Below are 12,124 nucleotides of genomic sequence, written 5' to 3' on the forward strand. Positions count from 1 at the left end.
TCTGCGACTGAATGGCCTGAGATCGAGCGGCGTGCGATGACAACTGATGCGCACGACGGGCAGGCGCTGCCCAGACCCTTGCGATGATCGCGGTCTTGGGCTGTTTTCCGTTTGGGAGGTGTTCAGACGAACTGATACGATCCCCAATTGGAACAGGGCGTCTATTGACATGGCGTCCTCTCCAACCAGCAGATGGCCCGGCGGGGTGCCGGACGCGCCATTCTAAGTCAACTGCCCCGGAGTCTCAAGCCATTGTTTCCATTGGCTCTCTGTGTGATATCCACAGATGGCCCCGAGGGTGTGCACGCACGGCGTGCGGAAGCTGCCGTTCCGGGTAAGATCGCTGCGCGCGACGCATGTTCAAGCGCCCTGGTAGCGCAACTGCCGAAGGAGAAACGGGCGCTTGCGTTGCGTGCCGGCATCCTCGCATTGCCGACACTCCGATGTGTTCCACGTGAAACAAATGATGGATACCGAACTTCTTTTCGTAGCGCTGGGCCTTGCCGCCATGTTTGCCGGCTTCGTGGATGCAGTCGTCGGCGGTGGCGGGCTGATCCAGATACCTGCCTTGCTCGCGGCTTTCCCCGCCAGCGCACCGGCAAACCTGTTCGGCACCAACAAGATCGCCAGCATCGTCGGCACCACGAGTGCGGCAGTCCAGTACAGCCGGCGAGTGGAGATACCCTGGCGGGTGGTCGGACCGGGAGCAGCCGCAGCGCTGCTGGGTTCCTGGTACGGCGCCAAGGCGGTGGTGTTTCTCGATCCGGCTGTGCTGCGGCCGCTGATACTGGTGTTGCTGATCCTCGTTGCGCTCTATACCTTCGTGCGCAAGGATCTGGGTACGGTTTCCACCGAACCGGCGCATGGCCGGCGCTCGATTGCGCTGGCGCTGGGCATCGGCGCGGTGATCGGTTTCTACGACGGCTTCTTCGGGCCGGGGACGGGCAGTTTCCTGATCTTCCTGTTCATCCGCCTGCTGGGCATGGACTTCCTGCGGGCTTCGGTATCGGCGAAAGTCCTGAATGTATCGACCAATCTCGCGGCGATCGCCTACTTTGCCAGCACGGTCGAATTGATGTGGAAGCTGGGCTTGGTGATGGCGCTGTGCAATCTTTGCGGTGCCTTGATCGGTTCGCGCATGGCACTGAAGCGTGGCTCCGGCTTCGTGCGCAGGATGTTCCTGGCGGTGGTGACGGTGCTGATCGCGCGGCTTGCCTACGATACCTTCCTTCGCTGACAGCACTTTGTTTCACGTGGAACAAGTGATGGCAGCTACCCGAGAATGCTCGGATTGGCTGCCTTCGGATCGATGACATCGGGCGCTCGTGTGATTGGCCGAGCGCCGGGGAGATCAGCAGCATGACTGATACGAAACCTCTGCTGCCGGCAGGGCTGTTATCCGAGTGGTTGAGCGAGGACGCCGGATATTTCCTCAAGGCTGGACGCCTGCTGGAGGCGGGCGAATCTCGTTTCCAGCACTACGAAGTCTGGGAAACTCCGCGCCTCGGTCGTTTGTTCCGGCTCGACGGCTGTTTCATGAGTTCGGAGCGCGACGAGTTCCTTTACCACGAAAACCTGATACACGTGCCGGGCATGGCACACGATGGCTTGCGCCGGGCGCTGGTCATCGGTGGCGGCGACGGTGGCTCGGCCGAGGAGTTGCTGAAGCACCCGACGATCGAGCATGTGAAGATCGTCGAACTGGACGAAAAGGTCGTCGACATCTCGCGCCGCTACCTGCAGGACGTGCATCACGGCGCTCTCGACGATCCGCGCGTCGAACTCTGCATTGGTGATGGTCTGCGCTACGTCACCATCGACGCTTCTGCGATCGCCGGTCGCTACGATCTGATCGTGCTCGACCTGACCGATCCGGAAGGCCTGGCCGAAGCGCTGTATGGCGAGGACTTCTTCCGTGCTTGCCGTGCCTTGCTCGCAGAAGATGGCGCGCTCAGCCTGCATCTGGGCGCAGCTTTCTTCCAGTCCGAACGGGTCGGCAGCCTGGTACGGCGCCTGAGACAGGTATTTGCCTGCGTGCGGCCTTATTTCGTCCACATTCCCTTGTATGGCAGTCTGTGGGGATTGGCGACCGCTTCCGATCGGCTCGATCCGCTTTCAGTGAATGCCGATGAGATCGATCGCCGCATCGTGAAGCGGCGAATCGGCGGGCTTCAACATTACAATGGCGCGGTACATCACGCGCAGTTCGCGCTCCCCAATCATCTGCGCGCATTGCTGGCCTGACGAAGGCCGGCGCCGCGCGCCGCAAGGCTTCGACATCCAGTGAGTTCTCCCCCGTCCAGGCGCTCGCGTGCGGCGCCCCCGCATTCCCGCCCCCGCAGTACGGCCAATGCCCATCCTTCTTCGTCGGGGCGCAGTAGCGCTCCCGCTCCACGCCCGGTGCTGCCCGAAGACAGCCTCGGCTACGCCATGCTGCGCGCGGCCGAACTCGTTGCCGGCGTGATGGAAGGCGGCAATCTGACCGATGCTTTCGAACGTATGGCTGCAGATCACGCCGCGTGGCCGGATGCCACCCGCGGTGCGGTGCGCGATCTGGCCTGGTCGACGCTGAGGGACTACGGGACGGGCGATGCCGTCCTGCAGCAGTTCCTGCACAGTCCGCCGGCCGTGCTCATCCATGGTTTGCTGCTGGTCGCGCTGACGCGGCTCGAACAGCGGCCCGAACAGGCACACACTGTCGTGGACCAGACGGTGCAGGCCGCGGCGGTGGCGATGCCGGGGCTGAAGGGCATGGTCAACGGCGTGCTGCGCAACGCCCTGCGCCAGCGACAGCTATGGACATCCTGGGTCGAAGCGGACGAGGAGGCGCGCCACACGCATCCGCGCTGGTGGATCACGCGGGTGAGGGCGGATCATTCCGAGCATTGGCGTTCCATCCTGGAAGCAGGCAGGCAGCGTCCGCCGATGGCGCTGCGGGTGAATCGGCGGCGGGCGGAGGTGGACGCGGTCGTCGCCGAGCTGGAAGCAGCAGGCATCGCGCTGCGGGCGGTCAGCGGTCAGACCGTGCTGCTGGCCCAGCCGCTGCCGGTCGCGCGCCTGCCGGGCTTCGCCGAGGGCAGGGTGTCGGTGCAGGATGCCGGTGCCCAGCGCGCTGCCTTGCTGCTGGCGCCGCAGGCCGGCGAGCGGGTGCTCGACGCCTGCGCCGCGCCCGGCGGCAAGACGGCCCATCTGCTGGAACTGGCCGACATCGAGCTGTCGGCGCTCGAGCTCGACCCGCTGCGTGCCCAGCGCATCCGCGCCAACCTCGACCGCCTCGGCCTGGAGGCGCGCATCCAGGTGGCCGACTGCGCCAGGCTGGAGACCTGGTGGGACGGGCGTCCGTTCGACCGCATCCTGGCCGACGTGCCGTGCTCGGCGTCGGGCGTGGTGCGCCGCCATCCCGACATCAAGTGGCTGCGCCGCGACGAGGACATCGCCGGCTTCGCCGCCCAGCAGGCCCGCATCGTCGATGCGCTTTGGCATACCCTGGCTCCGGGTGGCACAATGCTCTACGTCACGTGCTCGGTGTTCGGGCAGGAGAACGCTGCGCAGCTTGCCGCTTTCCTCCGCCACCACGCCGATGCCGAATCCGATCCCATCGACGGTTTTCCCGATTGCCAGTTGCTGCCCGATGCCGATCATGACGGCTTCTATTTCGCCCGCCTGCGCAAGAAGGCTTGAGCGCCTGCTGCGTGCCTGCTGCACGCTGCTGGTGCTGCTCGCCTTCGTGCCCGCCGTGCATGCCGACGACGCCCGCATCCGCAGTGCGGAGATCGTGCGAGGCGACGGCGGCTACGTGCTCAATGCCGACATCGACATCGAGCTCAACTCCCGCCTCGCCGATGCGGTGGCGCGCGGCGTGTCGCTGTACTTCGTCACCGAGCTGCGCATCGAGCGGCCACGCTGGTACTGGCTGAACGAAGTCGTCGTCGATCGCAGCCTGCACTACCGCCTGTCCTATCATGCGATCACCCGCAGCTACCGGCTGTCGATCGGCAGCTTCCACCAGAGCTTCGACGACCTCGACGCCGCCGTGCGCACCATGCAGCGCGTGCGCAACTGGCAGATCGCCGACACCTCGCAGCTTGCTGCCGGCCAGTCGCACGAGGTGGCACTGCGCTTCCGGCTCGATACCAGCCAGTTGCCCAAGCCTTTCCAGGTGACGGTGATCGGCGGCCGCGACTGGAACCTGGGCACGGATTGGGCCACCTGGACCTTCCTGCCCGGGGTGGCGGGCCAGCGATGAAGCGCTTCCTGCTCATCGTTGCGGCAGCACTGGCTGCGATCTCGCTCTTCCTGCTGACCTCGGCCAGTTCGAACACCGAACTCTTCGTCAGCAGCTATCCCTATCTGTTCGCGCTCAACGGCGTGCTGGTCGTCTCCCTGGCCGGCCTGGTCGGCGTGCAGTTGCGCCAGCTGTGGCGCGAGTACCGCACGCGCCAGTTCGGCTCACGGCTCAAGTACCGCCTGGTGCTGATGTTCGCGCTGATGGGCGTGGTGCCCGGCGTGGTCGTGTATGCGGTATCGCTGCAGTTCGTCGTGCGCAGCATCCAGAGCTGGTTCGACGTGCGGGTGGAGTCCGCGCTGGAAGGCGGCATCGCGCTCGGCCAGAACGCGCTCGACTATCTCGTCGGCCAGGTCAGCGACAAGGCGTCCGACATGGTGCTGGAACTGGAAGGCGTGGAGCGGGTTTCGCCGGCGCTGCTGAACCGCCTGCGCGAACGGGCGGTGGTCGGTGGTGCCACCGTGCTGACGGCCAACGGCCAGATCCTGGCGATGGCGGCCGATGCCTCGGCCGGGTTGATCCCCGACCTGCCCAGCGCCAACCAGTTGCGCCAGGCGCGCGGAGTGCGCGTGTTCCATGCCGTCGAGAGCCAGCCCGACGGCCGCCTGGTGATTCGCGTGATCACGCAGATTCCGCTGCGCACGCTGGCGGGGGAACCAAAGCTGCTGCAACTGACTCAGGCCGTGCCCGAGACTTTCGGCCGTCACGCCGAGGCGGTGCAGGACGCTTACCGCGAATACCAGCAGCTCACGCTCGGCCGCGAGGGCCTGAACCGCATCTACACCCTGACCCTGACGATGACGCTGCTGCTGGCACTGCTGACGGCGGTGGCTGCCGCCTTCATCATTGCCCGCCGCCTGGCGGCGCCGCTGCTGATCCTGGCCGAAGGCACGCAGGCGGTGGCGCAGGGTGACTTCAGCCCGCGCCAGGCGCTGCCGGCGCGCGACGAGCTCGGGGTGCTGACCCAGTCCTTCAACCGCATGACGCGCCAGCTCGAAGAAGCCCGGGAGGCGGCCGAACGCAACCGCGCCGCGGTGGAGTCGGCACGTGCCTACCTGGAAAGCGTGCTCGCCAACCTGTCGACCGGCGTGCTCGCCTTTTCTCCCGACGGCAGGCTGCGGGCGGCCAACCATGGCGCGGAGCAGATCCTGGACGACGCCCTGGCCGGCTTCGAGGACATCACGCTGGCCGAATGGCCGCGCCTGGAACGCTTCCGCGATGCCTTGCTCGATGGTTTTGCCGCCCACGAGAGCGACTGGCAGGCACAGATCGAATTGCCGGTGAAGGACAGCACGCCGCTGACGCTGCTGATCCATGGCTCGCGCCTGCCCGAGGGCAGTGGCGGCGGGCTGGTGGTGGTGTTCGACGACATCTCGCACCTGATCGCCGCGCAGCGCACCGCGGCCTGGGGCGAAGTGGCGCGGCGCCTGGCGCACGAGATCAAGAACCCGCTGACGCCGATCCAGCTCTCGGCCGAGCGGCTGGCCTTCAAGCTCGCCGACAAGCTCGACGACAGCGGCCGCGAGATGCTGGAGCGCGGCACGACGACGATCGTCAACCAGGTCGAGGCGATGAAGAACCTGGTCAACGCCTTCCGCGACTATGCGCGCCTGCCGGCGCCGCAGCTGGCGATGATCGACCTCAATGCGCTGATCCGCGAGGTGCTGCACCTGTACGAGAGCGCCGCGTCGCTGATCCGGCCGCAGCTGGCTGCCGACCTGCCGCGCGTGCGCGGCGATGCCAGCCAGCTCCGGCAGGTCATCCACAACTTGCTGCAGAATGCGCAGGATGCGCTGGCCGGCGTCGATGGCGGCAAGGTGAGGGTGATCACCCGGCGCGAGGGCGAGCGCGTGGTGCTGATGTTCCGCGACAATGGCCCGGGCTTCCCGGCCGAAGTGCTGGCGCATGCCTTCGAGCCCTATTTCACCACCAAGTCGCGCGGCACCGGGCTGGGCCTGGCGATGGTCAAGAAGATCGTGGATGAACACGGCGGCGATGTCCGCCTGGCCAATCTCGACGGCGGCGGGGCGGAGATCCGCATCCGGCTGCGCCCGGCCGAAACGAATGACGAAGACTGAACACAATGGCAAAGATACTCATCGTTGACGACGAAATCGGCATCCGCGAACTCCTGTCGGAGATCCTGCGCGACGAGGGCTACGACATCCTGCTCGCCGAGAATGCCACGGTGGCGCGGGCGATGCGCAATGCCGGACGGCCCGACATCGTGCTGCTCGACATCTGGATGCCTGATACCGATGGCATCACGCTGCTGAAGGAATGGGCGGCGAACGGCCAGCTCAACATGCCGGTGGTGATGATGTCGGGCCACGGTACCATCGACACTGCGGTCGAAGCGACGCGCATCGGCGCGATCGACTACCTGGAAAAGCCGATTGCGCTGCAGAAGCTGCTGGCTGCGGTCAAGCGCGGGCTGCAGCGTCCGCTCGCGCCCGGCGCGCCGGCGCCGCTGACGCTGGCCGCCTTCACCCGCTCGGTGCCGCTGCGCGAACTGCGCCGCCGCGTGGAACAGATCGCCAGCAGCTCGCGCCTGCTGCTGCTGCGGGTGGGCGCGGGCAGCCTCGCCGAACTGGTCGCGCGCAGCGTCAACAACGGCCGGGCCGCCTGGCTCGACCTCGCCGCGATCTCGGCGCCGCTCGACATCAGCCAACTGCAGGCGACCCAGGGCGGCGTGCTGTTCGTCGGCGAACTGGCACGCCTGTCGCGCGCACAGCAGAAGAACCTGGCTTTCGCCGTCGATCGGCTCGACCGCTACGATCTGCGCCTGGTGGCCGCCACCGACCGCAGTGCCGAAGCGCTGCTCGCCGAAGGCTGGGAAGAAGCGCTGGTGTCGCGGCTGTTCGAAGTCAGCCTGGCGCCGCCGTCGATTGCCGACGTACGCGATGACCTGCCCGAACTCGCCAGCCAGATCCTGCTGCACCTGGTCGAAGGCGGCGAAGTGCCGCTGCGCAACTTCTCCACCGCCGCGCTCAACCAGATGCGCAACCTGCAGTGGCCGGGCGGTTATGCCGAGCTGCGCGCCGCAGTGAAGTCGCTCGCGCTCGGCACGCTGGAAGAGGAGATCGGTGCCGGCGACGTGCGCCGCCTGCTGCCGCCCGATGCCGCGGCCAGTTCGATCGGGGTATCGTTCGACCAGCCGCTGCGCGAGGCGCGCGAAGCATTCGAGCGCCTGTATTTCGAGCACCACCTGCGGCTGGAGGCCGGCAACATGACGCGCCTGGCCGAGAAGACCGGGCTGGAACGCACCCACCTCTACCGCAAACTCAAGCAACTCGGCCTGCAGGCGGGGCGACGGCACGAGGAGAACTGAGCCGCCAGCGGATGCTGCGCTGCAACAATCCTGTTCCGCGATTGTGCAGAGCAGCGTAGAATCCCCGCCGATACGTCCTGCGGAAGCGTGCGGTGAAGATCATCATTCTCGGTGCCGGCCAGGTTGGCGCCTCGGTGGCGGAAAACCTGGCTTCCGAAGCCAACGACATCACCCTCGTCGACACCAGCCCCGATAGCCTCGGGGTGCTGCGCGACCGGCTCGAGGTGCGTACCGTGTGCGGCAATGCAGCATCACCCAGGGTGCTGCGCGAAGCCGGCGCCGACGATGCCGACCTGCTGATCGCCGTCACCCAGTCCGACCAGACCAACCTGTGCGCCTGTCGCATCGCCAAGGCGCTGTTCAACCTGCCGACGCGCATCGCGCGGCTGCGCTCGACCGATTACGTCGATCACCCCGAACTGCTCGACGAGGACAATTTCGCCGTCGATTTCTCGATCTGCCCCGAGCAGGTCGTCACCGACTACATCGAGCGCCTGATCGCCTTCCCCGAGGCATTGCAGGTGCTGGAATTCGCCGACGGCGTGCTCAGCCTGATCTGCGTGCGCGCCTTCGAAGGTGGACCGCTGGTGGGGCATCCGCTGAAGGCGCTCAAGTTCCACCTGCCCAACGTCGAAGTCCGCATCGCCGCGATCTATCGCAACGGCGTGCCGATCATTCCGCAGGGCGATACCATCATCGTGCCGGACGACGAAGTCTTCTGCCTCGCCGCCACCGTGCATGTGCGCCAGGTGATGCGTGAGCTGCGCCGTTCGGACAAGCCGATGCGCCGGATCATCATCGCCGGCGGCGGCAACATCGGCTTCCGCCTGGCGCAGTCGATCGAGGAAAACTACCACGTCAAGATCATCGAGACGCGGCAGGAGCGTGCCGAACTGCTGGCCGGCCAGCTTTCGCGCGCGCTGGTGCTGCGCGGCGATTCGACCGACGAGAAGCTGCTCGAGAACGAAGGTATCGACGAGACCGACCTGTTCGTCGCCCTGACCAACGACGAGGAAGACAACATCATGTCGGCCTCGCTCGCCAAGCGCATGGGCGCGCGCCGCACGCTGGCGCTGATCAACCGCCGGAGCTACGTCGACCTGGTACAGGGCGGGCCGATCGACATCGCCATCTCGCCTGCCCACACCTCGATCGGTACCCTGCTCGCGCACGTGCGCCGCGGCGACGTGGTGGCGGTGCACAGCCTGCGGCGCGGCGCCGCCGAAGCGCTGGAGATCATCGCCCACGGCAGCCGCAAGGACTCCAAGGTGGTGGGGCGGCCGATCGAAGAGATTCCCTTCCCCAAGGGCGCGACCATCGGCGCCATCGTGCGCGACGTCAGGCGCGACGACGGCCGCCTGCTGCGGCGCGAGGTGATCATGCCGCACCACGACACCGTGATCGAGGAGAACGACCACGTCATCGTGTTCTGTACCCACAAGAACCTGGTGCGCAAGGTCGAGAAGGTCTTCCAGGTGGGCTTCCACTTCCTCTGACAAGGGTGATCCGGCATGCGCGCCTACCGTCCCGCGCTGAACGCGCTCGGCCTGATCATCATGATCTTCGGCCTGTTGATGGGCTTCCCGCTCGGCGTCTCGCTGTGGCTCGACGACGGCGCGGCGCTGGCCTACGACAAGGCGATCCTGGTCACCGTCGCCGCCGGGCTGGCACTGTGGCTGGCCACGCGCGGCGTGCGCCGCGACCTGCGGGTGCATGACGGCTTCTTCCTCGTCGTCGCCACCTGGGTGATCCTGCCGCTGTTCGGCGCGCTGCCGCTGATGGGCTACATGCCGGCGCTGGGTTTCACCGATGCCTACTTCGAGGCGGTGTCCGGGCTCACCGCCACCGGCGCGACGGTGCTGTCCGGCGTCGACGACCTGCCGATATCGATCAACGTCTGGCGCACCCAGATGCACTGGATCGGCGGCATGGGCATCATCGTGCTGGTGGTGGCGATCCTGCCGCTGCTGGGCATCGGCGGCCGGCAGGTCTACAAGGCCGAAGTGCCGACGCCGATGAAGGACTCCAGCCTCACGCCGCGCATCACCGAGACCGCCAAGGGGCTGTGGCTGACCTACATGCTGCTGACCGTCGCCTGCGGCTTCAGCCTGTGGGGGGCAGGGATGGACGGCTGGGATGCGCTGATCCATGCCTTCTCGATCACCGGCCTGGGCGGCTTCTCGAGCAAGGACGCCTCGCTCGGCCATTTCGCCAACCTGAACGTCGAGCTCGTGGCGATGCTGTTCGCGCTGCTGGCCGGCCTCAACTACGCCACCCACTATCTTGCCCTGGTGCGCGGTTCGCTGCGGCCCTACTCGCGCGATCCGGAGATTCCGTTCTACTTCGGCGCGCTGGCGTTCAGCATCGCGATGCTGACGATCTACCTGCTGTACTGGCAGAGCCACGACGATCCGCTCCACACCCTGCGCAGCGTGGCTTTCCACGTGGTGTCGATCTCGACTTCGCTCGGCCTGGTGATCGAGGACTATTCCGCCTGGCCGATGTTCGCCCAGGTCTGGATGCTGTTCCTCGGCAGCTTCATCGCCTGTTCCGGCTCCACCGGCGGCGGCATCAAGATGATGCGGGCGATCATCCTGTACAAGCAGGTGCTGCGCGAGATCGTGCGCTCGCTGCATCCCAACGCGGTGCAGCCGGTGCGCATCGGCAAGCAGTCCGTGCCCGACAACATCCTGCACGCCATTCTCGGCTTCAGCTTCACCTACATGGTGTCGATCGCCTGCCTGACGCTGATCCTCTCCGCCACCGGGCTGGAACTGCTCACCGCCTTCTCGGCCGTGATCGCCTGCCTCAACAACACCGGCCCCGGCCTGGAAGCGGTCGGGCCGGGCGGCAACTACCAGGCCCTGTCGATGTTCCACAAATGGGTGCTGGCGTTCACGATGATCCTCGGCCGGCTCGAGATCTTCACCGTGCTGGTGGTGCTGACACCGGCTTTCTGGCGGCGCTGAGGCGATTCCCCTGCCTGTTTGACACGCAACAAGCCCATCCGGGCGGTCGACGGGCGATAATCGCGGCTTGTGCCCGAACGACCGCCATGAGGACTCGACGTGAGCCGTCTCAAGAACGACACCTTCCTGCGCGCTCTGCTGCGCCAGCCCACCGAATACACCCCCGTCTGGCTGATGCGCCAGGCCGGCCGCTACCTGCCGGAATACTGCGAGACGCGCAAGCGCGCCGGCAGCTTCCTGCAGCTGTGCAAGAGCCCGGCGATGGCCTGCGAAGTCACGCTGCAGCCGCTGGCGCGCTACGAGCTCGACGCCGCGATCCTGTTCTCCGACATCCTCACCGTGCCGGACGCGATGGGCCTCGGCCTGTACTTCGCCGAAGGCGAGGGGCCGCGCTTCGAGCGCCCGCTGAAGGACGAATGGGAGATCCGCAATCTCAGCGCGCCCGATCCGCACGCCGAGTTGCAGTACGTCATGGACGCCGTCAGCGAGATCCGCCGCGCGCTCGACGGCAGCGTGCCGCTGATCGGCTTCTCCGGCAGCCCATGGACGCTGGCCTGCTACATGGTCGAAGGCGGTTCGTCGAGCGACTACCGCAAGGTCAAGAGCCTGGCCTACAGCCGCCCCGACCTGATGCACCACATCCTCGACGTCACCGCGCAGGCGGTGGTGAAGTACCTCAACGCCCAGATCGAAGCCGGCGCCCAGGCGGTGATGGTGTTCGACTCCTGGGGTGGCGTGCTGTCCGAAGCGGCCTACCGCGAGTTCTCGCTGCGCTACCTGGAGCAGGTGGTGGCCGGCCTGATCCGCGAGCGCGACGGCCAGTGCGTGCCCAGCATCGTGTTCACCAAGGGCGGCGGCTTGTGGCTGGAATCCATCGCCGCCATCGGCTGCGACGCGGTCGGCCTGGACTGGACCATGGACATCGGCCGCGCCCGCCAGCTCGTGGGCGACAAGGTCGCGCTGCAGGGCAATCTCGACCCCAACGTGCTGTTCGCCCCGCCCGAGACCGTGGCCGCCGAAACCCGTCGCGTGCTGGATTCCTTCGGCAATCATCCGGGCCACATCTTCAACCTCGGCCACGGCATCTCGCAGTTCACCCCGCCCGACAACGTCACGGTGCTGGTCGATACCGTGCACGAGCACAGCCGCAAGCTGCGCGCGCAGGGCTAAGGGTAAGGGCAATACCGTTCGTTTGAGCACGTAGGAGCGGCTTCAGCCGCGAAAAGCACTTCGCGGCTGAAGCCGCTCCTACGCCAAGAGGGAAATGGACAGCAGTGGGGCCAAGAGGATGGCCGCCGCCGCGTGCTGTCAAGCATTAAATCAGCATTCGGAGGCTTGACTTATACACATCGCCTCGTTCCGCCGGGCGGATGAGCATCAGATTTCGGTTTTATTTCGCTGTTTTCATAAGTAATTGAAAACAAAGAAAATTCAAAAAGCACAATGTTAAGGCAATGTGACGGAAAGCCTGATCTGGCGCCGGTTTGAGGCCGATTCACCCATCTTTCCCACAAACTTATCCACAGGTTTTGTGGACAA

9 protein-coding genes are annotated in these 12,124 nt (G+C 66.2%); all 9 read left to right on the forward strand.

Translation table 11 applies throughout. The features are described from left to right. Window positions 1–466: 466 nt before the first annotated feature. The 9 genes from TBU01S_RS05775 to hemE all read left to right on the forward strand — a co-directional run bounded on the left by TBU01S_RS05775 (window position 467) and on the right by hemE (window position 11,755). Window positions 467–1,237 carry a TSUP family transporter gene (locus TBU01S_RS05775; RefSeq protein ID WP_068635686.1) on the forward strand — a complete coding sequence of 257 codons (771 nt, stop codon included), beginning with the start codon at window positions 467–469 and terminating at the stop codon, window positions 1,235–1,237. 122 nt (window positions 1,238–1,359) lie between these two features. Continuing rightward, the gene (gene speE, locus TBU01S_RS05780) at window positions 1,360–2,244 is read left to right on the forward strand and encodes a polyamine aminopropyltransferase (RefSeq protein WP_068635687.1); all 885 of its coding nucleotides are present in this window, start codon (window positions 1,360–1,362) and stop codon (window positions 2,242–2,244) included. A gap of 186 nt (window positions 2,245–2,430) precedes the next feature. Next, window positions 2,431–3,681, forward strand: coding sequence for a 16S rRNA (cytosine(967)-C(5))-methyltransferase RsmB (rsmB, locus tag TBU01S_RS05785; protein WP_068635730.1), 1,251 nt, complete (start codon window positions 2,431–2,433; stop codon window positions 3,679–3,681). Continuing rightward, entirely contained in the window at window positions 3,632–4,246 is a 615-nt protein-coding gene (locus tag TBU01S_RS05790; RefSeq protein ID WP_068635731.1) for a DUF4390 domain-containing protein, read from the forward strand. The genes rsmB and TBU01S_RS05790 overlap by 50 nt, the downstream gene beginning before the upstream one ends. Beyond that, the gene (locus TBU01S_RS05795) at window positions 4,243–6,363 is read left to right on the forward strand and encodes a sensor histidine kinase (RefSeq protein ID WP_068635688.1); all 2,121 of its coding nucleotides are present in this window, start codon (window positions 4,243–4,245) and stop codon (window positions 6,361–6,363) included. The genes TBU01S_RS05790 and TBU01S_RS05795 overlap by 4 nt, the downstream gene beginning before the upstream one ends. Window positions 6,364–6,368: 5 nt before the next feature. Further along, window positions 6,369–7,616: a sigma-54-dependent transcriptional regulator gene (locus TBU01S_RS05800; protein ID WP_068635689.1), complete on the forward strand. Its 1,248-nt coding sequence runs from the start codon at window positions 6,369–6,371 to the stop codon at window positions 7,614–7,616. A 92-nt stretch (window positions 7,617–7,708) separates the two neighbouring features. Further along, complete coding sequence (trkA, locus tag TBU01S_RS05805) at window positions 7,709–9,112, forward strand: Trk system potassium transporter TrkA (RefSeq protein WP_068635690.1); 1,404 nt, start codon at window positions 7,709–7,711, stop codon at window positions 9,110–9,112. Between the two features lie 15 nt (window positions 9,113–9,127). Beyond that, window positions 9,128–10,585: a TrkH family potassium uptake protein gene (locus tag TBU01S_RS05810; protein WP_068635691.1), complete on the forward strand. Its 1,458-nt coding sequence runs from the start codon at window positions 9,128–9,130 to the stop codon at window positions 10,583–10,585. Between the two features lie 99 nt (window positions 10,586–10,684). Then, on the forward strand, window positions 10,685–11,755 hold the full coding sequence (hemE, locus tag TBU01S_RS05815) for a uroporphyrinogen decarboxylase (protein WP_068635692.1): 1,071 nt from the start codon (window positions 10,685–10,687) through the stop codon (window positions 11,753–11,755). The last annotated feature ends 369 nt before the right edge of the window (window positions 11,756–12,124 follow it).

It is taken from the genome of Thauera butanivorans NBRC 103042, assembly GCF_001591165.1.
Taxonomy (GTDB): Bacteria; Pseudomonadota; Gammaproteobacteria; order Burkholderiales; family Rhodocyclaceae; genus Thauera; species Thauera butanivorans.

Coding starts and splice junctions, on each gene's coding strand:
- TBU01S_RS05775 (WP_068635686.1), top strand. CDS start 467: ATGGATACCGAACTTCTTTTCGTAGCGCTGGGCCTTGCCGCCATGTTT.
- speE (WP_068635687.1), top strand. CDS start 1,360: ATGACTGATACGAAACCTCTGCTGCCGGCAGGGCTGTTATCCGAGTGG.
- rsmB (WP_068635730.1), top strand. CDS start 2,431: ATGCTGCGCGCGGCCGAACTCGTTGCCGGCGTGATGGAAGGCGGCAAT.
- TBU01S_RS05790 (WP_068635731.1), top strand. CDS start 3,632: ATGCCGATCATGACGGCTTCTATTTCGCCCGCCTGCGCAAGAAGGCTT.
- TBU01S_RS05795 (WP_068635688.1), top strand. CDS start 4,243: ATGAAGCGCTTCCTGCTCATCGTTGCGGCAGCACTGGCTGCGATCTCG.
- TBU01S_RS05800 (WP_068635689.1), top strand. CDS start 6,369: ATGGCAAAGATACTCATCGTTGACGACGAAATCGGCATCCGCGAACTC.
- TBU01S_RS05810 (WP_068635691.1), top strand. CDS start 9,128: ATGCGCGCCTACCGTCCCGCGCTGAACGCGCTCGGCCTGATCATCATG.